The sequence below is a fragment of the Rheinheimera sp. NSM genome (genome assembly GCF_052380015.1).
Lineage (GTDB): Bacteria > Pseudomonadota > Gammaproteobacteria > Enterobacterales > Alteromonadaceae > Alishewanella.
This window is the reverse complement of record NZ_JBQTCI010000001.1, coordinates 297394-323183: the sequence shown is the minus strand read 5'-3', so window position 1 is coordinate 323183 and position 25790 is coordinate 297394. Positions and strand designations below refer to the sequence as shown.

General features: G+C 52.1%; 26 protein-coding genes. 16 read left to right on the top strand and 10 right to left on the bottom strand.

Annotated features, from left to right (window positions below; genetic code table 11):
* Nucleotides 1-61 precede the first annotated feature (61 nt).
* From ACTZWV_RS01425 to ACTZWV_RS01415, 3 genes are read left to right on the top strand one after another with little or no spacing between them, the layout of a single operon-like run.
* On the top strand, nt 62-2356 hold the full coding sequence (locus tag ACTZWV_RS01425) for an efflux RND transporter permease subunit (protein ID WP_444784825.1): 2295 nt from the start codon (nt 62-64) through the stop codon (nt 2354-2356).
* Nucleotides 2349-3137, top strand: coding sequence for an outer membrane lipoprotein-sorting protein (locus ACTZWV_RS01420; protein WP_444784824.1), 789 nt, complete (start codon nt 2349-2351; stop codon nt 3135-3137). Before ACTZWV_RS01425 ends, ACTZWV_RS01420 begins: the two co-directional genes overlap by 8 nt.
* A complete protein-coding gene (locus ACTZWV_RS01415) occupies nt 3134-4363 on the top strand; it encodes a hypothetical protein (RefSeq protein ID WP_444784823.1) in 1230 nt (409 codons plus the stop codon). The genes ACTZWV_RS01420 and ACTZWV_RS01415 overlap by 4 nt, the downstream gene beginning before the upstream one ends.
* 17 nt (nt 4364-4380) lie before the next feature.
* Here ACTZWV_RS01415 and ACTZWV_RS01410 read toward each other — a convergent pair whose 3' ends face one another.
* Nucleotides 4381-4923, bottom strand: a complete 543-nt coding sequence (locus tag ACTZWV_RS01410; protein WP_444784822.1) for an SRPBCC family protein — start codon at nt 4921-4923, stop codon at nt 4381-4383.
* 340 nt (nt 4924-5263) lie between these two features.
* Here ACTZWV_RS01410 and ACTZWV_RS01405 point away from each other — a divergent pair, with 340 nt between their 5' ends.
* Both ACTZWV_RS01405 and ACTZWV_RS01400 read left to right on the top strand, forming a co-directional pair.
* Nucleotides 5264-6016 carry a hypothetical protein gene (locus tag ACTZWV_RS01405; protein ID WP_444784821.1) on the top strand — a complete coding sequence of 251 codons (753 nt, stop codon included), beginning with the start codon at nt 5264-5266 and terminating at the stop codon, nt 6014-6016.
* A gap of 100 nt (nt 6017-6116) precedes the next feature.
* Nucleotides 6117-9320: a DEAD/DEAH box helicase gene (locus ACTZWV_RS01400; RefSeq protein WP_444784820.1), complete on the top strand. Its 3204-nt coding sequence runs from the start codon at nt 6117-6119 to the stop codon at nt 9318-9320.
* Nucleotides 9321-9335: 15 nt separating this feature from the next.
* On the opposite strand, the gene ACTZWV_RS01395 is transcribed toward ACTZWV_RS01400, so the two are convergent.
* Nucleotides 9336-10760 (bottom strand): alpha-amylase family protein, encoded by a 1425-nt coding sequence (locus tag ACTZWV_RS01395; protein ID WP_444784819.1) that lies wholly within the window; start codon nt 10758-10760, stop codon nt 9336-9338.
* A gap of 268 nt (nt 10761-11028) precedes the next feature.
* On the opposite strand from ACTZWV_RS01395, the gene ACTZWV_RS01390 reads away from it, so the two are divergent.
* A complete protein-coding gene (locus ACTZWV_RS01390) occupies nt 11029-11529 on the top strand; it encodes an Mpo1 family 2-hydroxy fatty acid dioxygenase (RefSeq protein WP_444784818.1) in 501 nt (166 codons plus the stop codon).
* Nucleotides 11530-11603: 74 nt separating this feature from the next.
* A complete protein-coding gene (locus ACTZWV_RS01385) occupies nt 11604-12344 on the top strand; it encodes an endonuclease (protein WP_444784817.1) in 741 nt (246 codons plus the stop codon).
* Between the two features lie 66 nt (nt 12345-12410).
* On the opposite strand, the gene ACTZWV_RS01380 is transcribed toward ACTZWV_RS01385, so the two are convergent.
* Nucleotides 12411-12929, bottom strand: coding sequence for a hypothetical protein (locus tag ACTZWV_RS01380; protein WP_444784816.1), 519 nt, complete (start codon nt 12927-12929; stop codon nt 12411-12413).
* Nucleotides 12930-13099: 170 nt separating this feature from the next.
* Here ACTZWV_RS01380 and ACTZWV_RS01375 point away from each other — a divergent pair, with 170 nt between their 5' ends.
* From ACTZWV_RS01375 to ACTZWV_RS01365, 3 genes are all read left to right on the top strand, one after another.
* Nucleotides 13100-13336, top strand: a complete 237-nt coding sequence (locus ACTZWV_RS01375; RefSeq protein ID WP_444784815.1) for a hypothetical protein — start codon at nt 13100-13102, stop codon at nt 13334-13336.
* A gap of 97 nt (nt 13337-13433) precedes the next feature.
* Complete coding sequence (locus ACTZWV_RS01370; protein WP_444784814.1) at nt 13434-14072, top strand: glutathione S-transferase family protein; 639 nt, start codon at nt 13434-13436, stop codon at nt 14070-14072.
* 82 nt (nt 14073-14154) lie between these two features.
* Entirely contained in the window at nt 14155-14550 is a 396-nt protein-coding gene (locus ACTZWV_RS01365; protein WP_444784813.1) for a PH domain-containing protein, read from the top strand.
* On the opposite strand, the gene ACTZWV_RS01360 is transcribed toward ACTZWV_RS01365, so the two are convergent.
* Entirely contained in the window at nt 14531-15349 is an 819-nt protein-coding gene (locus tag ACTZWV_RS01360; RefSeq protein ID WP_444784812.1) for a polysaccharide deacetylase family protein, read from the bottom strand. The two genes, ACTZWV_RS01365 and ACTZWV_RS01360, sit on opposite strands and share 20 nt — an antisense overlap.
* A 111-nt stretch (nt 15350-15460) precedes the next feature.
* Complete coding sequence (locus ACTZWV_RS01355; RefSeq protein ID WP_444784811.1) at nt 15461-17101, bottom strand: amidohydrolase family protein; 1641 nt, start codon at nt 17099-17101, stop codon at nt 15461-15463.
* Between the two features lie 279 nt (nt 17102-17380).
* Here ACTZWV_RS01355 and ACTZWV_RS01350 point away from each other — a divergent pair, with 279 nt between their 5' ends.
* Together ACTZWV_RS01350 and ACTZWV_RS01345 are read left to right on the top strand one after the other, a co-directional pair.
* Nucleotides 17381-19285 (top strand): extracellular catalytic domain type 1 short-chain-length polyhydroxyalkanoate depolymerase, encoded by a 1905-nt coding sequence (locus tag ACTZWV_RS01350; protein ID WP_444784810.1) that lies wholly within the window; start codon nt 17381-17383, stop codon nt 19283-19285.
* Between the two features lie 78 nt (nt 19286-19363).
* Nucleotides 19364-19759, top strand: coding sequence for an MAPEG family protein (locus ACTZWV_RS01345; RefSeq protein WP_444784809.1), 396 nt, complete (start codon nt 19364-19366; stop codon nt 19757-19759).
* Nucleotides 19760-19819: 60 nt separating this feature from the next.
* Here the strand turns inward: ACTZWV_RS01345 and ACTZWV_RS01340 are convergent, their stop codons facing one another.
* Nucleotides 19820-20863 carry a hypothetical protein gene (locus ACTZWV_RS01340; RefSeq protein ID WP_444784808.1) on the bottom strand — a complete coding sequence of 348 codons (1044 nt, stop codon included), beginning with the start codon at nt 20861-20863 and terminating at the stop codon, nt 19820-19822.
* Between the two features lie 166 nt (nt 20864-21029).
* Between ACTZWV_RS01340 and ACTZWV_RS01335 the strand changes: the two genes are divergently transcribed.
* Together ACTZWV_RS01335 and ACTZWV_RS01330 are read left to right on the top strand one after the other, a co-directional pair.
* Entirely contained in the window at nt 21030-21881 is an 852-nt protein-coding gene (locus tag ACTZWV_RS01335) for a PA4780 family RIO1-like protein kinase (RefSeq protein WP_444784807.1), read from the top strand.
* A gap of 86 nt (nt 21882-21967) precedes the next feature.
* Nucleotides 21968-22768, top strand: a complete 801-nt coding sequence (locus ACTZWV_RS01330) for a hypothetical protein (RefSeq protein ID WP_444784806.1) — start codon at nt 21968-21970, stop codon at nt 22766-22768.
* Between the two features lie 49 nt (nt 22769-22817).
* Here the strand turns inward: ACTZWV_RS01330 and ACTZWV_RS01325 are convergent, their stop codons facing one another.
* Both ACTZWV_RS01325 and ACTZWV_RS01320 read right to left on the bottom strand, forming a co-directional pair.
* A complete protein-coding gene (locus ACTZWV_RS01325; protein WP_444784805.1) occupies nt 22818-23147 on the bottom strand; it encodes a four-helix bundle copper-binding protein in 330 nt (109 codons plus the stop codon).
* 27 nt (nt 23148-23174) lie between these two features.
* On the bottom strand, nt 23175-23600 hold the full coding sequence (locus ACTZWV_RS01320) for a CBS domain-containing protein (protein WP_444784804.1): 426 nt from the start codon (nt 23598-23600) through the stop codon (nt 23175-23177).
* Nucleotides 23601-23925: 325 nt separating this feature from the next.
* Between ACTZWV_RS01320 and ACTZWV_RS01315 the strand changes: the two genes are divergently transcribed.
* Nucleotides 23926-24330, top strand: coding sequence for a GFA family protein (locus ACTZWV_RS01315; RefSeq protein WP_444784803.1), 405 nt, complete (start codon nt 23926-23928; stop codon nt 24328-24330).
* 159 nt (nt 24331-24489) lie between these two features.
* Entirely contained in the window at nt 24490-25152 is a 663-nt protein-coding gene (locus ACTZWV_RS01310; protein WP_444784802.1) for a hypothetical protein, read from the top strand.
* A gap of 24 nt (nt 25153-25176) precedes the next feature.
* Here the strand turns inward: ACTZWV_RS01310 and ACTZWV_RS01305 are convergent, their stop codons facing one another.
* Together ACTZWV_RS01305 and yidD are read right to left on the bottom strand one after the other, a co-directional pair.
* Complete coding sequence (locus tag ACTZWV_RS01305; protein WP_444784801.1) at nt 25177-25560, bottom strand: TM2 domain-containing protein; 384 nt, start codon at nt 25558-25560, stop codon at nt 25177-25179.
* Nucleotides 25538-25789 carry a membrane protein insertion efficiency factor YidD gene (yidD, locus tag ACTZWV_RS01300; RefSeq protein WP_444784800.1) on the bottom strand — a complete coding sequence of 84 codons (252 nt, stop codon included), beginning with the start codon at nt 25787-25789 and terminating at the stop codon, nt 25538-25540. Before yidD ends, ACTZWV_RS01305 begins: the two co-directional genes overlap by 23 nt.
* Nucleotide 25790 lies beyond the last annotated feature (1 nt).

The window sequence follows — 25790 nt, the reverse complement described above, 5'->3', positions numbered from 1 at the left end:
GCAGCAAACCCGCGGCAGCCGTTTTTTGCCGTACCCCCAACACCCATAATACGGAGGCCGGATGACATCGCCAGGCTTACACCGCTGCTTGCGCCACCCCTGGTGGGCACTGTTTTTCTCACTGCTGTTAATCGCATTGTGCAGTGTCGGCATGGGCAAGCTGTACTTTCGCGGTGACTACCGTATTTTCTTCTCGCCCGAGAACCCGCAACTGCTGGCATTTGAGCAAATGCAGTATGATTTTAATAAAAGCGATAATTTGCTGATTGCCGTAGTGCCAAAAAGTGGCGATGTTTTTAGTCCTGAGACCCTGACGCTGCTGCAACAACTGACGGAAGCAGCCTGGCTTACGCCCTACACCATCCGCGTCGATTCCATCACTAATTACCAGCACACCGAAGCTGAAGGCGACGATTTGCTGGTAGCCGATTTACTTTACGACCCGGCCAGCTTAACGCCGGACAGCATAGTACGGATTAAACAAATTGCCTTGCACGAACCGGCACTGGTAAACCGGCTGGTCTCCGCCAGCGGCGCCGTGGCGGCGATTAATATTACCGTGCAGCTACCGGAGAAAGATCAAAATAAAGAAGTACAGGATGTGTGGCAGTACGTACGCCAGCAAACCGACGACTTTGCCACACGCTACCCCGGGGTAGAATTTCACCTGACCGGTGTTATCGCCATGAACCACGCCTTTGCTTCCGAGGCAGAGAATGATGCGAAAAAACTGGTACCGCTGATGTTGTTGGGTATTTTACTGATGCTGGCCTGGCTGCTGCGCTCGGTTGCTGCCTCTTTTGCTACCCTGGTCATTATTATTGTTACCGTAACCTCAGCTCTGGGTCTGGCCGGTTGGGCCGGCATCTTCCTCAGTACCGCGACTATTAATGTGCCGACTATTTTAATGACACTAGCCGTGGCCGACTCGGTGCATATTATTGCCTCGGCACAATTTGCCCTGCGCCGCGGCGACACTAAACTCAGCGCGTTGCACTACAGTATCCAACGCAACCTGAAACCGGTATTGATTACCAGTGTTACCACCGCAATAGGCTTTTTAACGTTGAATTTTTCTGAAGTGCCGATCCTGCGCGATCTGGGTAATATGACCGCCGTGGGCGTTATGCTGGCCTGCCTCTACAGTCTGGTACTGCTGCCGGCGCTATTACTGTTTTTGCCGCTTAAAGCCGGTAAGGCCACTGCCGACACGCACGGCGCCATGGACTGGCTGGCCGACAAGGTTATCCGCTATCAGCGGCTGCTATTGCCGGGCCTGAGTATCTTTATTCTACTTTGCACTGCCCTTATCAGCCTGAACAAAGTCAATGATGAAGCCATTAAGTATTTTGCCAAATCGACAGAGTTTCGCCAATCGAATGACTATCTGGAGCAAAACCTCAGCGGCTTTACGCTGATGGACTTCTCCGTTAACGCCGGGCAAAGCAATGCGGTAAACCAGCCGGCGTTTTTAGCGGCGGTGGCCGATTTCAGCCAATGGTTATTGGCGCAGCCGGAGGTGACCCATGTCAATACCATTACTGATGTGATGAAACGGCTGAACAAAAGTATGCACGGCGATAGTGAAGCTTATTACCGCCTGCCGGACAACAGCGAACAAGCGGCACAGTTTTTATTGATGTACGAGATGTCGCTGCCGTTCGGGCTGGATCTCAACAACCAGCTTAATATTGATAAAAGCGCTACCCGCATCAGTGCTACCTTGCTTAACCTCGGCAGTAAAGAGCTGACCGGGTTGGAGGCGCGGGCACTGCAGTATATGACAGAGCAGTATCCGCAGTATCAGGTCAGCGCTGCCAGTGCCGCCCTGATGTTCGCCCATATCGGCGAGCGCAATATGGCGTCGATGTTAAAAACCTTGCCACTGGCTTTAGTGCTGATTTCATTGCTGCTGATCCTCAGCCTGCAATCTTGGCGGCTGGGCTTGCTCAGCATAGTGCCGAACCTGGCCCCGGCACTGGTGGGTTTTGGTCTGTGGGGTTTGATCAGCGGCGAAATTAATCTGGCATTGTCGGTGGTAGCCGGTATGAGCTTGGGTATTATTGTCGATGACACTGTGCATTTTCTCAGTAAATATCAGCATGCCAGACAAGAAGGCCGCGATGCCGAAGCCGCCGTACGTTATGCCTTTCACAGCGTTGGCCGCGCGCTGTGGATCACAACCCTGGTACTGGTGGCCGGCTTTGGCGTGCTGATGTTTTCCGGTTTCCGGCTAAACTCAGATATGGGCATGCTGACGGCACTTATTATCTTTATCGCCTTAATTATTGATTTTCTGCTGCTGCCGGCTTGCCTGTTGCGCTTTGATAACACCACGGAGAAACACCATGTATAAGCCACTTTGCCGCACCACTGCTCTACTGTGTTGCCTGCTGCTGACAGCAACGGCGCTGGCAGACGATGCCGCCAAAGGTCTGCAGATAGCAAAGGAGCAGAAAGCGCGCGACAGCGGCTGGGGCGACAGCGAAAGTGAACTGATTATGGTACTGCGCAATGCCGCCGGCCAGCAAACCGAGCGCCGTATGCGCACCCTGGCATTTGAAATGGCAGAGGATGGCGATAAAGCTCTGACCATTTTTGATGAACCGCGCGATGTGCGCGGTTCGGCCTTTCTTACCCATTCGCACCCCACCGCAGAGGACGACCAGTGGCTGTATTTGCCCAGCCTGCGCCGTACCCGACGCATAGCCACCCGCAATAAGTCCGGCCCCTTTATGGCCAGCGAATTTGCCTATGAAGATATGACCTCGTTCGAGCTGGAAAAATTTGCCTTTCGTTACCTGCGCGAAGAAGAGTGTAATGACCAGCAGTGCTATGTGCTGGAGCAAACCCCTACCGACAGCTTCTCCGGTTACAGCACTACCCACGTTTGGCTGGACCAACAGCATTACCGCGTCCAAAAAGTCGATTACTACGACCGGAAAAACAGCCTGCTGAAAACCCTGACTATGCACGACTATCAACAGTATCTGGATAAGTACTGGCGGCCACACAAAATGACCATGCACAATCACCAAACCGGCAAAAGCACCGACTTGCTGTTGCAAAATATCCGCTTTGGTACCGGCCGCACCGAAGCTGACTTTGATGTTAATGCGCTGGAGCGTGTGCGGTGATGCACAGCACAGCCATAATTAACCGCCTACTGTTAACCCTGCTGGCTGCCGGCCCGGTATGGCCGCTTAACGTTACAGCACAAGATAACCCGGCGCCCTGGTATCAGGACATCAACGCCGATTACAGCCTGCAACTGCAGCAGCGTTATTACCCGCAGCAAGGCGAACCACCGCAGGCACGGCACTACAGCAGTGCCGCCTTTAGCGCCGACTGGTATTGGCAAAGTGCTGACCGCCGGCATCAGTTGGCGCTGCAGCCTTACCTGCGTTGGGATCAGCGTGATAGCGAACGTAATTTGCTGGATTTACGCCAGGCTTACTGGCAATACGTCGGCGACGGTTTCGACATTAAAGCCGGCGTCGACATAGTGTTTTGGGGCGTGACCGAATCACAACACCTGGTCGATGTAATTAATCAAACCGATGCTGTGGCGCATATTGACGGCGAAACCAAACTGGGCCAGCCGATGCTGAACTGGAACCTGCATGGCAGCGGCGGCAGCCTGGCGTTGTTTTTGCTGCCGTATTTTCGTGAGCGCAGCTTCGCCGGGCCCGATGGCCGCTTAAGGCCGCCGCTGTTTATCAACCAGAGCCAACCGGAATACGAATCGGCACAGGCAGAGCGCAACCTTGACTTCGCGCTGCGCTGGAGCCAGCGTTTTGATGCGCTGGAGCTGGGGTTGAGTTACTTCGAAGGCAACAACCGCGAACCGTTATTACAACCCACAGCACAAGGTACGCTGCAACCACTGTACCTGCACATGCAGCAGCTGGGGCTGGATAGCTTATGGCTTAGCGGCAGCTGGATTTGGAAACTGGAAACGATTTATCGCAAAACCCGCCGGCAAGACTTTGTTGCCGCCACCGCCGGCTTTGAATATACCCATGTCGGCCTGTTTGGCAGCAATTGGGATTTGGGCTGGATAGCCGAGTACCAATACGACAGTCGCGGGCAACAAGCGCCGCTCCCCGGCCAGAACGATATTTTTATTGGTGGCCGCTTTGTGGTCAACGACGCCGCCGGCACTGAGATCTTGCTGGGCGTAGCGCAAGATCTGGATAACGGCAGCAGCCAAAGCGGCAAACTGGAGGCGTCAACACGGCTTGGCAACAGTAGCCGCCTGAGCCTGGATGCATGGTTTTTCCGCGCTAAGCACAGCGAAGATCCGCTGTACTTGCTGCGCCGTGGCGATTTCCTGCAACTCAGCCTGGATTACTATTTTTAAGCCGGCGTATAACAATGTTAAGGCACCGGCGCTTCCAAAATCAGTTTCAGGTTGTCTAAGCCTTGCTGTAAATCGTCGGCGATCATGCTTTCGACATCAATAAACAACAGCATTAAATTCATCGGGTACGGCATATGGCCGGCAAAGCCCCAGCGAACCAGGGTTTGGTTATCGTTAATGGCTTCAGTTTGCATATAAGCCGGCGACACGGCAGTAAAAGGCTCATAAAAGCGCAGCTCCAGCTCTATTCGCTGCCCCTCAGTGATGGCGATAATTTCCTGTTCACCGGTGCCGACATCCGGGTTCTCACTGTGCCATGATGAGACAAAGCCGACTGTGCCATCCACGCCGCGTGATGCTGTTTGCATATTCGGGTCCAGCGCCGCCCAGACACTGAAGTTTTGTTGATTACTGACAAAGCGCACATAGTCAAATACCAGCATTACCGGTTGGTTAATCTGCACCCTGGCTTCAACCTGATAATCCTGTTTGACAAACAATGCCGCCAGCAAGGGGATCGCCAACAACGCTACCACTACAACCAATACTTTCTTTAACATAGTGAACAATCCTTATTATGCTGCGACATTATTCTGCTGTAATGCCTGATGGCGCTGTTACCCTTTGTTTAAACAGCGCATGTTTAAACCCGGCCCGCTTAAACATAGCCCGCTTTTTGTTAACACTCCAGCAGTGGCGGTTATTGTTAGCAAAAGCCTAACCGGTATCGTCAATTCAGCCATATAGTGGTCACAATCGCCAAGCTTTAATGCCACTTTAAAATATAAATGTTTAATTACAATAACTTAAATTCAGGCATTTATTTTGCACTGCTGTTGTTAAACGCTTTGGCAAACTTAGCCATTATTGAACAAACCAGACAAACAACAAGGAAATCATATGAAAAGCACTGTTATTACTGTACTCGCTGCCGGCTTACTCAGTGGCTGTGTTATTTATGTTGGCAATGGCCACGCCGGTGACTTACAACATGAAGAACGCAAACTGACATTAGATGGCGCAGCCTTAACACAGCTGGTGGCAGATACCGGCGCCGGGAAACTGGATATTATTGGTGAAGCCGGCCGCAGCGAAGTGGAAATGGTCGCCAACATTTATTACTACAAGGCTGACGATATTCGCTTGAGCCTGACAAGCCGTGGCAACAATGCGGTGCTGGAGGCCGGGTTCGATAAAGCCTTTTACAGCGGCAACAGCCCCTATATCGACGTGGTTGTTAAAGTACCTGAACACTTCGGCCTGACGCTGGATGACGGCTCCGGCGACACCGACATCCGTGGCCTGCAGGGCGATTTACAGGTAGAAGATGGTTCCGGCGATTTACGCATTAGTGGCGGCGCCAATGTGAAGGTGGAGGATGGCTCAGGCAATCTGCTGATTGAGCAGGTTAGCGGCAAACTGACGGTAGATGATGGCTCCGGTGATCTGACTATCCGCAATGTGGCCGGTGATGTAACCATTGAAGATGGTTCCGGCGATATCGTCGTCAGCGCAGTGGGCGGTATCGTTACTATTGATGACGGCTCCGGCGATATTAACGTAGACGGTGCCGGCGGCCTGACCATTCTCGACAGCGGCTCCGGTGGTTTAAAGCTGAATGCCATAAACGGCCCGGTAAAAATTAACGATTAAGCCGGTTAACCAGACAAATTTTGTTTATTTCACGCTACCGCATTTGGCTTCAGGCAAAACTGCGGTAGCATTACGCCTTTGTGCTTAACATTCAGGCGTTATGACAACAGATACAGCGTTTCCCCTTAGCCAGCAACAGTTGGAACTCTGGTTTGACGCGGTGACTTTTCACCGTGCTCAGGCTTACCTGCAGGCCGGTAAAGTGGTAAAGCTGGAATACAACAGCGACTTATCCGATATCAGCGCCCAGGTGTGGGGCGCTGCTTTTACGCCGTACCGGCAATATATCAGCCTGAAACAACACAGCGACGGCTGGCAACTGCAAAACCGCTGCACCTGTCCGGTGGGCGCCAACTGCAAGCATGTGCTGGCGGTATTGCTACGGCTGCAGCGCGACTACCAGCAACATAAATTACAGCTGGAGCAGCAACCGCTGCGCGCAATAAACCAGTGGTTTGAGCAGGTAGAACAGTCGCTGGCACCGCCACAGCAGGATAAAGACATAGTGCTGTATTTGCTGTCTTACGGCCAGGCGGGCTTGCAGCTAAGCCCGCGCCGCGTGCGCGAAAGCAAAAAAGGCGGTTTTACCAAGGGGGTGGCTATTGGCAAGTACGATTTAGTCAGCCCCAGCGTGCCTTATTGGATAGAAGAGCAGGATTACCGCCTGCTGAGTTATTTCCGCGCCCAAAGCCTGCGCGATTTGCCGCTGCTGGAAGGCGACTGGGGTTACCAATTGCTGCAACAGTTGCTGCAAAGCGGCCGCTGCTTTTTCTCTGAAGCGCGCTATGCGGTTGAGCGCGGGCCGAAAAGGCCGTTAAACTTTAGCTGGCAAGACAGCGCCGGCGGCCAGCAACTGGGTTGGCAGCTGGATGATAACGAGCGCGATTTTGAGCTGGTGTACACCGATCCGCCTTGCTACCTCGACACCAGTTATTACCAACTGGGCGAGCTGGACACCACACTCAGCAGCCAACAGCTTAAGTTGCTGAATAAAATTCCGCCTATTCCGCAGCAGGCCTTAGCCGGCGGCATCAGCCGTTTGCAGCAGTTGTTTAAGCAAACCAGCCTGCCGCTGCCCAAAGCAGCCGGTATCAAGCAAGTCAGCACCGCCCCCAAGCCGGTATTGCAGCTGAAAATGCTGCCGCACAAAGCCAAAGGCCGCAGCGAGCCCACTGCCGTACTGCAGTTTCAGTATGCCGACTATTTGCTGCCGCTGGATTTAAGCCAGGCGCAAACCGAGCTGACGCGCGACAGCAACACCATTTTTATTAAACGCGACCGCGCCACAGAAACCACGGCGCTGGAGCAGCTGCTGCAACTGGAGTTGTTGCAACTGCCGCCGCTGCCACCGCCTTATGCTGAACAAAGCGCCTTTGCCGTGGGCGAAGGCCCGGACAACCCGTTGTTATGGCAACCGCTGCTGGATGCGCTGCCTACGCTTGAGCAGCAAGGCTGGCATATTGCACGCGATGAGAATTTTAACCTCGACATTTTAACCGGTAATCCGTATTTACAGGTGCAGGACAATGCCGTGGGCGGCTTTGCGCTGGCGATACAGGTAGATATCGACGGCACCCAGGTACCGCTGCTGCCGCTGATCAGCCAATGGCTGCGCCAGCACGGCCTGCCGGACGCGGACAAACCGATTTGGTTGTCGTTACCCCAGGGTAAACTGGCTTTGCCGCTGGCGCTGATCCAGCCGTTTATTGATACCATTATTGAACTGCTAAACCCGCATAAACCGCAGTTCAGCCTCGACTTACCGGCCTTTAAAGCGGCGCTATTGCCGCCGGAAACCGCCAAAGACATTCAGTTTTTAAATGCCCAGCGCGTACAACGCTTAAGCAATTTGCTGCACAATTTTGCCGGCATTACGCCCTGCCTGGTGCCGCAGGGCCTGCAGGCATCGCTGCGCGATTATCAGTTACAGGGCTTGAGCTGGCTGAACTTTCTGCGCGAATATGGTCTGGGCGGCATTTTGGCCGACGATATGGGCCTGGGCAAAACGCTGCAAACCTTAAGCTTGCTGTTGCTGCAAAAACAGCGTGGCGAGCTGCAACACCCGGCGCTGATTATCTGCCCTACCAGCGTATTAGGTAACTGGCTGGCCGAAGCCGCCCGCTTTACGCCGCAACTGCGGGTGCTGCAAATTCATGGTAATAAGCGTCAGCCACTGTTTAATGAACTGGCCGATTATGACTTGCTGGTGACCAGCTATCCGCTGGTAGTACGCGACCATAAGTACTACCAAAGCCAGCCGTTAAGCGCAGTCATTCTGGATGAAGCCCAGCATATTAAAAATGCCGGCAGCCTGGCCGCCAAGGCTGTGCGGCTGTTAAAAGCCGACATGAAACTGGCGCTGTCGGGTACGCCGCTGGAAAACCATTTGGGCGAGCTAAAGTCGATTTTCGATTTTGTCTTGCCCGGCCTGCTGGGCAACGATGCCCACTTTAACCAGGTGTACCGCAAACCGATTGAAAAACACGGTGATGCCGAACGCGCCCATGCGTTAAAGAGCCGCATTGCGCCCTTTATGTTACGCCGCACCAAGGGCCAGGTTGCCGCTGAGCTACCGGATAAAACCGAGATCATTCAACTGCTGGAACTGGAGAGCGATCAGCGCAACCTGTACGAAAGCATCCGGCTGGTGATGGAAACCAAGGTGCGTGAACTCTTTGTGCAAAAAGGCGTTGCCGCCAGCCAAATTCAGTTTTTAGATGCCTTATTAAAACTACGCCAGGCCTGTTGCGATGCCAGACTGGTGCCGGTAGAGCATGCCCGCTCGGTGCAAAGCAATGCCAAGTTACAATGGCTGCGCGATACCCTACCGGAAATGCTGGAAGAAGGCCGCAATATTTTACTGTTCAGCCAGTTTGCCAGCATGCTAACGCTGATAGAAGACGAGCTGCACGCGCTGGGCATCAGCTACAGCAAACTGACCGGCCAAACCAAGCACCGCCAGCAGCAAATAGATGCCTTTCAAAGTGGCGAAACCCGGGTGTTTTTAATCAGCTTAAAAGCCGGAGGCACCGGGTTAAACCTCACTGCCGCCGATACGGTAATTCACTACGATCCGTGGTGGAACCCGGCCGCCGAAGCCCAGGCTACCGACCGCGCCCACCGCATTGGCCAGAAAAAAGCCGTGTTTGTGTACAAGCTGATTGCCAGCAATACGGTAGAGCAAAAAGTACAGTTGTTACAGCAGCATAAGCGCCAGCTGGCTTATCAACTGTTTGCCGGTGGTAAAGGCCAGCCGTGGCAAGGCAGCGCCGACGACTTACTGACGCTGTTCAGTGCTGACTGACGCTGAAGCACAGTGTTAATCGGCGTACCACATTCTGGCCTGGCGTGCCGGAATGCTGAAGTTGTAACTGCCGCCGTTGATATACACCAGGTTGGCGCCGCTTAGTACGTCGCGGTAATTGCGGTACCAGTAAAAGCGGCCATGAGTATTAATATTAAAGCTCTGGCTGCTGCCGCATTTATTAATGCCCACTACGCCTTCCTGGCCACGGCGGAATAGTATGGCGCAATCATTCCACGCCAGCATTTCCATGCCCTGGCCCTGCATGCGGTTATGAAAGTTCAGCATCTTACTAATATGGTCTGCCTTATAGGCGTTAACCCAACGGCCGTTATCGGTGCCGGTGCTGTCACTGAAAATAAGCGGTTTACCGCCGTCGCGCCCCATTACATAGGCATAGGCCAGATATTCGTCGGTCGGGTCCATGATCAGATAACGAAAGCCATCATTGGTAGGAATATCATGCGTAACGGTAAAGGTCACAGCGCGGCTGTTTTGCAACGCCTGGCCCGCGCTTAGCGGGTTAACCAACTGGCTTAAACTGCCGCCGAAACCAAAGGCACTGCGAATGGCGCTAAATAGCGGGAAGTCGTAGGCTTTATGGTCGGTGTAGGCTAAATAAGGTGCTAAAAAGCTGTCGTATTCGTTATTCCCGGCGCCGCCGCTGGTAATAATTTCACCAAACAAATACATACCGTTTTTAATGCCGGCGGTGAAGATTTCATTAATATGCCAGATGGTCATATGTTTGGCGGCATCCACGCGAAAGCCTGCAACACCCAGGTTTTTCAGCGCCGTTAAGTAACTGCGTTGCTGCTGTACCACCCAGCTGTTCGGGTTGAGATCCGGCAAACCGGTATCACCACCACCGCCGCACAGCCGCCAGTTTTGTACCTGCCACACATCGTTATAATTGCTGATGCAATTGGCCGGATTAAAATCACTGCTACCAAACAAGCCCTGGCTTAAATTGCCAAACAGGCGTTGGTTGTTCCAGTAGCTGCTGTTATTGCCATAATCATTCAGCGCGCTTTGGCCCGGAAAGTCCGTAGCGCCATTACGCTCATTCGCCATATGGTTCAGTACGATATCGGCGTACACCGCTACCTTACGCGCCGGGTTGGCATCGTTCAGCGCATTAATCATATTTACAAACGACTGCTTATTGCCTTTGCAGTGATCAATCACGCGGATATCCTGCGGCTGATAGCGTTGCCACCAGGCACAGTTAGCCGCATTAGACTTCAGCGGCGGCGCCACCAGCACGGCTTTGTAGCCCAGATCTTTTATTTCCCCGGCTTTGGCAGCCACTTCATCATAATGCCAGTCGAAGGCATGCAAAATAGCATCGGCGCTGGCGCCGGGTGTAAATAGCGTTGAACTAACAAGCAGCGCCAGCCATACCAGCCGACGCTGTAACAAGGTACTGATTACTTGCATGAGTCTATCCTTTATTTTCATTAGTTTATGCAAGTCATCCGTGAGTGGGCAGCAGTGCGCTAATCGCAGCACCACTAAGTGTTATTGACTACCAGCTCCGTTAACACACAATCAGCCTACGCCTTTAACCGCACAATTTATTGCCCATATACGCCAAATTTACAACTTAGCTACAACGGGAACAAAGTATCTCATTGACCCCGTGCTACAGTGGATTTAGGCTTAGTAATTACTTACTTTATATCGTACAACTGCAGGTAACATAAGCATGAAAAACCTGACCGAACATTTAAGCCAGTACGCGCGCTACCACCGCGACGAGCGCAATATTCTTACCCACTATGCCGGTATACCGCTGATATTGGTGGCGGTATTTTCACTGCTGTACTGGCCGTTATTCAGCCTGGCCGGTATTGTTATTACCCCGGCGTTAGTACTGTTTATCGGCGGTATGGCGTTTTACCTGCGGCTTGATCTTCGCTTTGGCCTGGTGATGTTTATTTTCAGCGGCATTAGCCTGCTGCTGGCGGCACAACTGGCAGCTTTGCCATTCTGGCTTTGGCTTGGCAGCTCTGTCGCGTTATTTGTCGTAGGTTGGGTGTTGCAGTTTATCGGCCATTACTACGAAGGCAAAAAGCCGGCCTTTGTCGATGATTTAGTTGGTTTGCTGGTTGGCCCGTTGTTTATTGTCGCCGAACTGAGCTTTAAACTCGGGCTGCGCAAACCGCTGCAGCAGGATATTGAACAAAATGCCGGTAAAACGCATTAAGTCAGTTGCTGTTCAGCGCGATTAACTAAGCTACAGCAAATTCTGGCTGTTCTCACTGAAGTAAGTGGTAGTGAATGAAGTTTTTATCCTTTTGCACCGGCAGCTTTTTGCTGCTGTTTTCTGTATTTGCTTTAGCTGCACCCGCCAATTTTGACCAGGCCAAACGTTTAGCCCAGCGCATTCATGCCCCGGAGGCAAAAAGCTTTTATTGCGACTGCGACATTCGCTGGCAAGGCAATAAAGGCATCCCCGATTTAGCCGGTTGTGGTTATCAGGTCCGTAAAAACGGCCCGCGTGCCAGCCGGATAGAATGGGAACACGTAATGCCGGCGCACCACTTTGGCCACCAGCGCCAGTGCTGGCAAGACGGTGGCCGCAAGAACTGCGTAAAAACCGACAGTGTATTTCGCGCCATGGAGGCCGATTTATACAACCTGGTACCGGCCATTGGCGAGGTAAACGGCGATCGCAGCAACTACCGCTTTGGTGTATTACCCTCCACCACTGCAAAGCACGGCGCCTGCCCGGTAAAGGTCGATTTTAAACAACAGGTATTCGAGCCCGCCCCGCCGGTGCGTGGTGATATAGCACGTATCTACTTTTACATGGCAGACAAATACAACCTAAACCTGTCCCGCGCCCAGCAGCAGCTGTTTATCGCCTGGCACAAGCAAGACCCGGTAACAGCGCAAGAGCGCGAGCTAAACCAACGCATCCAACAACATATGGGCCACGACAACCCCTTTGTCAGCGGCAAGCGCGAGTGGAATTTAGGCTATAAGCCAACGGGTTATGGGCTAACCGCCAGCCAGTAGTTGTGACAGTGTTATCCGGCCAAGATTAAATAGTGCGGTTGACAATTGCAGTTTACCGGCGCGATGTTACTGCAACCCTGCTTTTACTAAACCGGTAAACTCCGTTTTGCTCATGCCATTGGCATGAACTGTCAAAATGTATTCAGATGCTTTGTATTTTACCACATACGCCAGGCAGCGCTGTGTTTTGCATAAGCTGTAAAGTGTCCAGCCCTGCAGTTGTTCAGTGCTGACATCAGACAAATCGAAGCTGTAATTAATCTCTTCTGCTGTGTTGCTAAACAGCAGCGCATTCTGTGCATTTAAGCCGCTGACAGCTTTGAGCTTCAGCACATATTGCGGATATAACTGCATATCAAAGTCGGCCGGTAACTGCTCAGACTCAGCCGACAGCACTTTGCCGGAAAACAACTGCCCGGACGCTGTCTTGACTGACAGCCCATCTGCTGCAAACACCGTAGCGCCGGCAAATACCGACGGCGGTAAAGCAATTTTAAAATCAGCACTAAAAGACAAGGTCGTTGTAGCTTGCGCAGCACAAGCAGCTAAGCTGCCAACCAGCATTAGCACAGATAGTTTTTTCATACACAATTCCCTGTTACAAAGCAGGCATAATAACCATTATTCATCAATAAATTACCATGCTGGCGAAAAGCCAAAAGCTGATCTTGTCTTGAAATACCCACTAAAAGCATGCAGAGTTGCAAACAAATAATAAGCAGCATCAATTGCGCCGCATATACAGGATACGTACGATGGACATTATTCACATTGATGGTGTGGCAGTAACCCCGGCGTCGCTGCGGATATACGAAGAACTGATAGATATTGAATTGCGGCATGCTGAAGAAAACACGGTATTTCCGAAAAAGGCCAACACACTAAGCTATGCCTTTGCCAAAGACGGTATTGCCATGGGTTACTATAAAATACTGTCTGCAAAAGCCTCTGAAGCAGAAGGGCTGACATTATTTACGCTGCATAAACAGTAACAAAACCTGAAAATTCTTCTATGGTTTGTCAAACTACGCCTCAGCCGTTTATTTATATGGTGAGAGCCGGCAATGACGCCACAGTTGGAGACTGACAATGACAGATCTGGTCCTGACAACTTTTGATTGGGTTCCTGAGCTACCACGCGGCTATGTGCGTGACCTGCGCATTCGTTGGGCGCTGAAAGAGGCCGGATTGCCCTACCGCGTTAACAGCGTGCCATTTCGCCAGCGGACCGCCGGCCATTTCTCCCACCAACCATTCGGTCAGGTGCCTTGGCTGACAGACGGTGATATGTCCATCTTCGAAAGTGGCGCTATTCTGCTTCATCTGGCCGGACGCAGCGAGGTACTGATGCCGGCTGACGCGCGCCAGCGCAATGATGTTATTACATGGTTGTTTGCAGCACTTAATTCCGTTGAGATGGCCAGCCTGCCCTGGTCTATATTTAAATTCTCCGGTGACAATGAAAGTACGCAGGGACGGCAACAGCTGAACAAGTTTTTGGCGTCCAGGCTACAGCAGCTGGAGTCGGTTTTGGCCGGACGTGAATGGTTAACCGCCACCTTCTCAGTTGCCGATATTGTAATGGCGGATGTGCTGCGGTTGGTCGACCGGTTCGATGGATTGACAGAGTACGCAGCCTGCCGACGCTATGTTAACCGCGCAACAGCGCGCCCGGCTTTCGTGTCAGCGCACGCAGAGCAGATGGCCCATTTTGCAGCAGCCGATTAGTCAGCAGTATTACACCCAATATTAAACAGCATGGATACCGTTAGCATTGTTTTATGACTAAGCACGACATCTCAGGAGGAATATGATGCAACGTTTTGACTCTAAGAAAGACTTCTTGTTGGTCTTTATCCTAATTGCAGTTGCCATCGTCTGTACGCTGGCTGCGGTAAATGTAATTACCACCAGCGCCAGCTCGTATCTGTTATTTGCCATTATCAGCATCATGGGGGTACTGCTGCCGCTGTGGCTGCTCACATCAACTTACTATCTGGTAGATGGCACAATGTTGAAGGTAAAAAGTGGCCCCTTTCGCTGGACGATTCAGCTGTCAGAAATAGCTGGCGTTAAACCGTCTGATAACCCAATTTCAAGCCCTGCTTTATCTTTGGACAGATTAGAAATTAGCTATGCTAATGGCAAAAAACTCTTGGTATCGCCGAAAGACCAACCGGCTTTTATCAACGCCCTGCAGCGTTAACAGCCTGCTGTGTTGTTACATACTGCATAATATTCAGAAAGGTATCAGTCCAGTAAATATCGCGGTTGGCAGCCAGATAGGCCAGCAATTGGGCGTGGGCTTCGGCCGACACACTTAAGTGATCGCCCCCGACGCCATGAAAGGTAAAATTAACCATAGTGCCGTACTGCGCGGCCTGTTTAACCAAGGCGATTAACTCTGCGCCACTGCTGCCCACCGGTGCTATTACTTCTACTGCATGCACATCCAACTTTGCCATATCAGCGATAATAGTGCCTGTTTTGGCCTTTATCGCCACAAAATCATGATAAATTAACGGCAAATATGGCTGACCACCGGCAAGCTCGTCACCGCAAGGTGCGGTAAAGGTGCGCCCGGTTTTGCCGTCGATGGCAAATAACATGCTGTTGGCTAAACGAATTTGCTGTACCAGCTGCGCAGCGCTGAGGTTGTCTAAGTCATTTTCTGCCGCCACCCATTCTCGGCCGGGTTTGGAGGCCGAGCATTGATGAAACAAGGTATGGTTACCCAGCTCATGGCCCTGCGTGGCAGCAGTGCGCCAGTCGCTTAAACGCGCCGTTAACAGCGGGCTGGACAACTGCAGGTAAAAACTGGCTTTAAGACCGTGCGCATTGAGTGCCGGAATGGCAATATCCAGCTGCGAGGCCAGCGTATCGTCATAGGCCAGGCTGACAGCCGCTTTAGCGCCATGCGGCCAGCTGAATTCCGGCTGTGTCTTACTGGCCGCACTGTTCAGGAAGGCACAGCAAGCTAACAAAAAAATAATCCGTGCCAGCATATTCAAGCTCCGAAGTGTAATACATCAGCCTAAACCAGCTGGCGTCAGCAGTAAATACCAGCAAGCGCGGGCATTATTTCAGCGCATGTAACAGCGCTGGCCAGAGTGAAATTACAAGCTGGCGATACACTCTACTTCTACTTTGGCGTTCAGCGCCAGGCCGCTGGCGGCAAAGGCGCTACGCGCCGGCAGCGGTGCGGCAAAATAGCCTTTATAAATCTCGCTGGCTTTGGCCCAGTCGTTGATATCTGCCAGCATCAGCGTGCATTTTGTTACATTTTGTGCTGTTAGCTGGTGCTCTTGCAATACCGCCATAATATTGTCCATTGTCTGCATCATCTGACTTTCGATATCAGCGCCGGCCAGTGTCATAGTACCGGGGAAATTACCAATCTGCCCCGACAACCACAGCATGCCGTCAGCTTTACGCGCAGCAGAAAACGGCAGCCGGTTGTCATCGCCGCGATAAACAAAGCGGCCATTTTTCAGCACATGAGCAATATCGCTGCTGTTGCTGATATCGTCAAATGGGTTGGTATTCAGGATCAACAAATTGGCCTTTTTAGCCACGCTAACAGTACCCACTTCGTCGTCGATACCTATGGCTTTTGCACTGTTCAGCGTAGCGGCCTGCAATGCCTGCGCCGGTGTCAGGCCGGCCAGTTTTACCAGTAACTTTAACTCGTGGTGTAGTTCAGGCAACGGCGCGGCATCATCAAAAGCATCGGTGCCTGCCGCTATGGCTATGCCGTATTGTACTGCCAGTTTGGTCAGAAAGATGCCGTGCTGAAACATCAGTTCGCGGTTAGGGCCCTTATCACGGTGTTGTTCAAATACTGTCAGAGTGGCGTCCAGCACTATGCCTTGCTGCTGTATGCTGCGCAGTAAACTGTGGTAGTTATTGCTGTCAAACGATGCCGTTTTAACGGCTTCACTGATAGTGCCATCTTTGCGCCGCCAGGCTTTATAAGCCGGAATAACTTCAGCTGATAAATCCGGTACATGTGATATCGCCTCAACCCCGGCTGCCACCACTGCAGAGGGTTTATCCGGGCCGATATAGGCATGCGACCATACTTTTATACCGGCCTTTTTCGCTGCTGCAGCCAGCTGCCTTACCTTACTGGCCGGGACATCGGCATAAATTTTAATACCGCTGGCACCGGTGCCGAGCGCACGCTGCATCAGGGCATCAAAATCGGTATTATCATCCACCGAGCGCATCCAGTCGGTGTCACCGGGCGTTTCGCCTTTTGCCGCTGCTGCGGTTCTCGGGTCGCTGAAAAATTCCGGCCCACCCAGAATAACAGCATAGTAAATATCCGGTGCCTGGATCAGATCCAGCTGTGCGCTGCGTTTTAACCCCGCCAGCACGCGCACATCACCGGCCATATCCCGTACCGAGGTTACCCCGCCGCGCAGCAGTTTTTGCAGGCGCTGACGTGTGATGGCCGCATTGTTGTAGCCTTCCGGTTCAGTCGCATGATGCACATGAGCATCAATTAGGCCCGGCAGCACATACTTGCCGGTCAAATCTATCTGCACATAGTCTGCCGGTACCCGCTGGCTGCCGGACAAAATGGCGCTGATTTTGTCATCGTGCAGCAAAATAGCCTGATCGGGCTTTACGGTCAGGCTTTCCACATCGGCCAGATTGACGTTAGTTAACGCGATCTTAGCTGCCAAAGCCGGCAAACTAATCAGAGTAGTAACCAGTAAGCTGGCACCGGACAGCCATTGAAGTAGGCGCATATTGTTATTTCCCGCTGTTATTATCATCAACACTATATAACCGGCCATACGCGCTTAGTAGGGTATTTAACCGTTAAAAGCTGTCGCCAGTCGATAAAACAGCCGGCTTTAGCCGTAGCTGCTTATGCCACTGCACTAAAGTACTAAACCACTTTTGCTATCAAGCACCTATAGTTTTTACCACGCTGAGGCCTGCTGCTGCGGTTGCCATAACACAGACAGGGAGAGGCTGCGTCGCTTCGGTGTTCAATACAACAATAATGATAAGGAACAGACGACGTGAAAAAACTTCACTACAACCTGGCCGCCATCCTGGCGCTGGGTATAGCGGCCACACCAGCTTTGGCCGGTAGCTGGCAGCAGAATGTCGCCATTGGCGGCTTTAACAAAGTGCATTTGTATACCCCGGATTCAGTATCCACTGTCGGCCAGGGTCGCGGCTTGCTGCTGGTGTTGCATGGTTGCACTCAGTCGGTGGATGCCTATTTAACTGCTAACCTGGCGCAGGCAGCCGAACAATATGGCCTGGTTATCGCGGTACCGGATGCGATGAACAAAGCCGGCTTTAGCTGCTGGTCTTACTGGCAAGGCACTAAAGCCCGCACCGCAGGTGACTACAAAAACCTGATTAACCTGGCCGGCGCACTGACGGCCAACAGCAGTTATCAGATAGACCCGAACCAGGTGTATATTGCCGGTTTATCCTCCGGCGCGGCTTTTGCCAACACGACCGCCTGCCTGGCACCGGATGTTTTTGCCGGTATGGGCATTAGCGCCGGCCCCAGCATAGGCACAAGTTCCGGCGGCGCTATAGGCCCTTGTGAAAACGCCGACGTGGCCGCGCGCTGCGCTCAGTACGCCGGCAGCTACGCCAGCCATTTCAGCAGCCAGATTGCCTCTGTTGCCCATGGCCGCAGCGATACTACGGTGAACCTGTGCTACAACGAGCAAAATGCTACCGGCATGGCCGGTTTGTACAACGTAGCGCGGATTAGCGGCGAAAACCTGATTAGCGAAGGTGCCGGGCGCAGCGCCGATGAGACGCTGTGGCAGGACGGCCGGGTATCGATGCTGTGGTTTAATAGTGTCGACCATGCGTGGTCCGGCGGCCAGGGCGCCAGCGGCTCTTACATCAATGGCAACAGCATCAACTACGCCAGCTATTTAGGGCAGTACTTTCGTGATAACAACCAAAGGGTTAACCGCAACAGTGCACCAGAGCTGAGTAACGTCAGCATCAGCCAGGCGGCTAATCAGATCAGTATCAGCGGCAACGCTACCGATGCTGATGGCGACAGCATCAGTATCCATGCCGGCTTTACTGACAGCCTTAACCAGACGCAGACTGCCAACAGCACACCAGACGCTTCAGGTGATTTCAGCCTGGCCAGCCCGCCGCTGGCCGATGACTGGTATCAGGTGAGTGTCAGTGCCAGCGACAGCAATGGTCTGGTCAGCGAGGTGTACAGCACGTCGGTGCTGCTTGGCCCACCACCAGCGGCAGCTGCGCCCCAGCTGAGCGATCTTGCTGTAAACATTGACGGCCAATGCGCCACGGTAAGCGGTAGCGTATTTGATGTAAACCGCGATCTGGCGTCGGTAACGGTTGAATTCGACACTGCTACTGTCAGCGCTACCTTAAGCGGTGATGTGTTTAGTGCACAGCGTTGTAATTTAGCCGGTGGCACCAACACCGCACTGATTACCGCTACCGATGCTACCGGTCTGTTCAGCACTGAACGGCTTAGCTTTACCATTGATGCCGGACAAAATGGTACCCTGGACCAGCATATCAGTGCCGGCAGGCTCGATTACACCAATTACGCTAACTGTTATCTGGAATACAGTACAGCCAGCTTTATTTTACGCGAACAAGCCCTAAGCGGCGGCCAATGCCGTTGGCAGGACGATGACGGTAGCTGTTTTGGCCCTGGCCAAAGCTGCAGCACTGGTGGCGGTGATGGCGGCGAAGAAGAGCCGCCGGCACCGGCAGACTGCGTGCAATTCAGCACTAACAACTACAGCCATAAGGTGGCAGGGCGTGCCTACAGCACCGGCAATCCTTATGCACCGGACTACTTTGCCAGCGGCAGCAATGCCGCACTAAGCGGTTCTACCTGGGGCATCAGCCTGTTGTCCTCAACCAGCAGTGGTTACTGGCAACCAGGCGCCTGCCCACAGTAAGTTGCTGTAAATTGGTTTAAACAGCGCTATGCTAAAGCCCGTTCCGGTAGAACGGGCTTTTTACTAATAGGGAATACTATGATCACAGCTTTGTATGCCGCCCTGCTCGGGCTAATGTTTATTGCGCTAAGTATTAAAGTGATAGCTAAGCGCCGGCAGTTTCAGGTTGGCATTGGCAGCAAAGGCGAAATGGCGCTGGAACGTGCTATTCGGGTGCATGGCAATTTTGCTGAATATGTGCCCTTTGCGCTGCTGTTGCTATTTTTGGCCGAATACAGCGGTTTAGCGCCGCTGTACCTGCATATCTTAGGTATTACGTTGCTGCTGGGCCGGTTAAGCCACGCCTGGGGCGTACGCCAGCTGAAAGAGCCACTGAAATTCCGGATGTTTGGCACACTGGTGACATTCGGCGTTATGCTGCTGTCTGCGCTGGCAATTATTGCACTGTACAGCTTAAAGCTTTTAGTTGCCTGAGCCGGCAAAAGCAACCGGCTTTAACCGATACTACAAGACAGCCAACATAAGAGCCCGGTATCAGTCTACCGCTATCGCTTGCTGCCGCAGTAGTTCCAACTCCTCTGAACGCTGCCGGTAGATGATGTATTGCTCCGTGCCCAAGCTATTAAGCAGCTTGCCAAGCGGGTTATATAACCAGCTGTACCACGGAGGTGTTGGCGCAATATCTCCGTCAGCCTGCGCCAGCAACATCCGGGCCCGCTCATTACTGGTAGCTTGAATTAACAGCAAAGGCTTTAGCAGCATTAAACTGAGCCGTTCTGTAGCGGAGCTTTCTGTAGCATCCGCCGCTGGCTGTAACACAGTTTGTATCACATTATTACCAAATACCCACTCGCCGGAGAATGCCCGTAACATACTCAGCTCCTCTGCAGTAAAGGGCGCTAACCAGCTTTGCGGCATCATAGCGGCTTGCTGTTGGGGTGCAATCTGTTGTTTTAATACAGTGGCAAATCTCAAGTGTCTTTTCACCGCTGCAGTGCTAATCATTTTGCTTAGTAAAAGGTTATTTCTCTGCAACTGTGAGCGCCAAAAATGCAGATCTTGCTTCAACACATGCTGTGCCGTCACCATATCCTGCTGCTGCACCGCCAGCCACGCTTGCAGTAATAGCAGTTGCTGCGCGTGTAACAGGCTTTGATAAGACGGCATAGCTTCAGCTGTATCAACCGGTATCGGCTCATACCAATGGCTGTAGCTGCGTACCTGCTGATAAAAATCTGCCAGCGCCCGATGCTGCTCAACAAGCTGAGCTAACTGCGGCTGTGCCATTAAAACCGCATGGCAGTCTGATACGTCGCACTGACGCATCAACAGGGAGAAATCCTCTGACACCAGGTGTTCGGCAGAACCGGCATGTTGGTGAAAATATAAATAGCCATTGTTGTCAGCATTCATATCTGCAACTGGCTGCTGCAGCGCCTGCATAGTTAAAGCAGCTGCTGATGGCGTCTCATCCTGCAAATTAATAATCAGTAGCAAAATATAGATCACCGTTACGACTGACAGCAGTATCGCTAACGCCAGACCCAGCACTTTCGTCAGTTTTAACAACAACTGCATCCTTGGCACCCTGCTTTGCTAAATCAATGAATTACGATGTTAATACTCTTACTATTTAATAACAATATCCGCCGCACTGAGGGGGTGCTACGCTTTTCACAGATTTTTCTTTGTCTGTGCTTCGCCGCATATTCCCTGCGATGCCTAACTAAGGTATAACGGCGCAATGAAAATACCGAAACGTATTCAGCCGCTGGTCGACGAAGGCCTGGTGGATGAAGTAATCCGCCCGCTGATGAGCGGCAAAGAAGCTTCTGTGTATATCGTCCGCTGTGGCGAGGATATCCGCTGCGCTAAAGTGTATAAAGAAGCCGACAAACGCAGCTTTAAACAAGCGGTGTTATATCAGGAAGGCCGTAAAGTACGCAGCACCCGCCGCAGCCGTGCGATGGAGAAAGGCTCGAAGTTCGGCCGTAAGCAACAGGAAGAAAGCTGGCAGAATGCCGAAGTAGACGCGCTGTTTAAACTGGCCAAAGCCGGCGTGCGCGTACCGCAGCCTTTTGGCTGCTATGACGGTGTACTGTTGATGGAGCTGGTGTGCGATGACGAAGGCATGGTGGCACCGCGCTTAGCCGATGTGGCAATGGATGCCGATCTGGCCCTGGCCGACCACGCAACCATGCTGCACTACATTGTCATTATGTTGTGCGAAGGCTTGGTGCACGGTGATTTGTCGGAGTTTAACGTGCTGGTAGACGACCACGGCCCGGTGGTGATTGACCTGCCGCAAGCGGTTGATGCCGCCGCCAACAATAACGCGAAATGGATGTTCTGCCGCGATGTAAACAATATGCGCGATTATTACGGCCAATATGCTCCCACGCTGCTTAACACCAACTACGCCGAAGAAATATGGGCGCTGTATGAAGCCGGTGAATTACACCCGGAAGTGGAGCTAAGCGGCGAGTTTATTGCCGACACCAGCGAAACCGATGTCGATGCCGTATTAGAGCAAATAAAAGCCGCCTTTGCCGAAGCTGAAGAGCGCAAAGCACGCGCACTGGAGCAGGACGATTAACACCCACGGCTAACCTCCACAAAGCTGTTGCCTGGCAGCGCATTTATGTTTAGCTTAAATAACGTACTCAGCGCCAGGACACTATTTTGCAGCAGGCCCGTTTTCTTAGCGACAAGCGTTTAATTAATACCTCAGACTACCTCAGCGCAGCAGAGCACTATCGTGGCCTGTTGCTGTGCCCGCTATGTGGTGAAAAAGCCTGGTTTATTAAAGCGGTGAACAGCGACAACATAAATCGCGCCGCCTGCTTTGGCGCGCACCATCAGCACGGTTGCGAGGCCGCCACCTTGCGCCTCAACGCAGAAGAAGACACAAGCCAGGCACCAAAAGCAGATACCGTACGTGAAGCCGCGACCCGCTATGCCCCGGCCGGCTTGTGGCAAGGCATCAGTGCGCCGCAACTGGGCGGCAGCGACGGCTACGAGGTAAACAGCGCACTGCGGCAGTTATTAAGCCATCTATGCCGCAATGCGGATTTTGCCGCTCAGGGCCAGAAACTCCGGGTGTTGGCCGCCTCCGGCCGCGAGTTGATGGCCGGCAAACTGGCCGATTATGTGGTGCATGTAAATGACATCAGCGATAAGCATTTAGAAGCGTTGTATATTTTTTGGGGCCAGATCAATAACGTTAACGAGCGCGAATTTGACAACCCGGATGACGACGAGCTGTGGCTGAATATCGGCGACTACCGCAAAGAGCCGAGCATTTTCATCGACGCCGACCTGCGCCGCAGCCTGGTCAAACGCTTTAACCTGACCGACTTAGATGCCCTGTGCGGCGCAGATTTTATTCTGCTGGGCCATGCCGGCAAATCGGCACACGGCAAATTTACCCTGCATATTGCCATGAGCAAATATATTGCCTTTCGGCTATATGGAGTGGGTTAAATATAACAGCTTGTCCGGCAGTAACACCGGACAAGCTGTTATTTCATTGCTATGCCACCATAGCATGGCAGGCCTGAGCACAGTCACGGCAAGCCTCGGCGCACTCCATACAGTGATCATGTTCATGCTTAGCGCATTCAGCAGCACAGGCCTCGCACAAGCAGGCGCACAAGCGGCAAATATCGCTGACATGCTCACTGCTACGTGCCATGGCTGCAGCAGCGAAGCGACACAAGGCCGCACAATCAATATCTAAGCGGATACAACGCTGCATCCGCGCGACATTATCTTCCTGCAAACACGCGGTAGAACAGTGATCACAAGCGTTAGCGCAACTGCTACAGGCATCAATACAGGCATGATACTTTTGGTGGGACATGAGTGTTCCTCCCTGGCTTGCTGTCAGTTAATGGCCGCTGAATTTCATCGAAATATCATTCAGCACTTTACCCGCCGTTTCCGGCCGTAAATACTTAGCAATGTCACCCAAACTGACTACCCCCACCAGCCTTTTTTGCGCATTAACTACCGGCAAGCGCCGCACCTGCTTCTCGCCCATATTGCGGGCCACCTCTTCCACATCCTGCTCTTCACGGCAATACAGCAGGTCATCTGTCAGTATTTCATCTACGCTGGTGTTTTCGATATCTTTTCCGGTCGCCACAGCGCGCAATACTATGTCGCGGTCGGTTAAGGTGCCTTTTAGTTCGTCGTCCTCTCCGGCCAATAAAAAGCCGATACCTTCACGGGCCATGCAGGCTGCAGCGTCTTTTATCGTCGTGGAAGGTTTAATTAATACCGGATTGGTAGTCATAATGTCTTTAATGTTCATGCCAGTCTCCTTTAGTCGTAGTTTGATTGAACTGTCAGGCTTCGCCTGCCAGGGACAACGGAAACTAAGCGAACATCATGCCAATGCCGGCCCGGGTGGCTAACGTCACAAAAAAACCGCTGGATGCTTAAAACCCACCGCTGAAACGCCGGTGGCACCGCCCGCACCAACCACGCCGACTGTATAAAATTTACCGCTCCCGGTAAAAATTACGTACGCCGGCTATACTCCTGCCATACCTTGTCAGCAGTAAGCGTTACTATCTTTTTCAGGCTGACATGTTGTCGGAGAAGCAGCTGCCCTTAACCAGACAAAGGAGATACCAATGAAACAAACTTATACCGGCAGTTGTCATTGCAACGCCGTACAGTACGAAGCAGATATTGATTTAACGGCCGGCAGCGGCAAGTGTAACTGCTCTTTTTGCACCAAGATGCGCAATTGGAATGTGGTGATTAAACCGGCAGATTTTCGCCTGCTAAGCGGTGAAGACGCGCTGAGCGATTATCAGTTTGCCGGCAAGTCCTGCCATCATTTGTTTTGTCGTCACTGTGGCATTCATCCGTTTAGTAAAGGCTATGTTGAAGCAATCGGCGGCGATTTCATTTCAGTACAGTTGGCCACGTTAGATAACGTTGCGCCTGAACAGCTGATCCACGCTGAGGTACGTTATGCCAATGGCCGCGATAACCTGTGGTGGCAACCACCGGCAGAAACCCGTCATTTGTAAAACCGCCGCAGTCAGCAATTCGTCATTTTCGCTACAATGTGGCGAAAATGACAGTCCACCGCCAAGCCAGTATAGAATAAACTGATATAATTCAATAAATTAAAACTGGCAAAGCTTTTGCAAAACCTGTGGCAAGCTAACTATAAAAAGGACATCACCATGAAATTATCTCAATTTGTTGCCACAGTAAGTTTAGTTATCGCATCAGGTTGTCTGGTTAATGCTTATGCTGCAGAGCATGGCAGTATTGATAAAGTACTGGGCTCAGCATCAGTAAGCAGCAACCAGCACTACGGCGATATATCACTGGTAAACGGCAGTATTCAAATGGCCAGTAATAGCAGTGCCAAAACCGTTTCTACCGTTAATGGCAGCATAGAGCTGCGCGACAACATAAAGTTGCACGGCGCCAGCACCGTAAACGGCAGTATAGAAAGTGGTAGCGGCTTGCAGGTCGCGGATGAACTAAGCACCGTTAATGGTAAAATTTTACCCGGTAGCAATGCGGTAATTGGTGGCAATATCAGCACAGTGAATGGCGATATTGTGCTGGATAACAGCGAAGTAGGCCAGGATGTCAGCACAGTAAACGGCGATATTAAACTAAGCGGTAACACCGTAGTAAAAGGTGACCTGATATATAAACCGCGCGGTAAGAAAAGCTCCTTCTTTGGCTGGAGCAATAACAGCAAACCGACGCTGTATATCGCTGCCGATGCGGTAGTGCAAGGCAACATTATTCTTGAGCAGGAAGTTGAACTGCAGATTGAAAACCCCGCCATGCAGGCAAAGGTAATCACACGGATTAACGACGGCCGCTAATTGTTGTACAGCAGCGCTGATAGCTCAGTGCTGCTGTGTTTCTTCCAGCAAGCGCCGCATAATTTGGTTATTCCGGTGCTGAATAATAATTTGTGAGCGAAACAATGCCCACAGCTCAACCACGCTGATCAACACAATAAGCACTACGCCCAACCAGGGCCACGGGCTGAATAACAATACCAGCCCGGCAATAAACACCAGCAGGTTAAACAAGCCGCGCCGCCATTGGCCAAGGTAAAAATGATGCAAGCCGGCGAGAAAACACCAGTTCAGTGCCGCGTAGGTATCGGGATCGCGCAGTTCACGCTTTAACTGCTGATAAAACTGCTGACGCTGCTGATCCGGCAAGGCTGCCGCCAGGACGCGCAGCCGTTCTTCTTCGGCATCAACCTGTTGTTGTTCTAACATCTGCGGCCTCCGGCACCGGTTCAATACATTTACAAAAGCTGTCACGATGCGAGCAGCGTTTAATACGCTGCCAACCCATCACCACACCACGCCGTGCACCAAAACGCGCAATGGCGGTATAGGTATAAGCAGAGCAGCTGGGTTCGAAATTGCAATCAATGCCAAACCAGCGCATGCCACCACCGGTATTGCGATACCGGCTTATCGCCCATAACAACAGGCGTTGCACC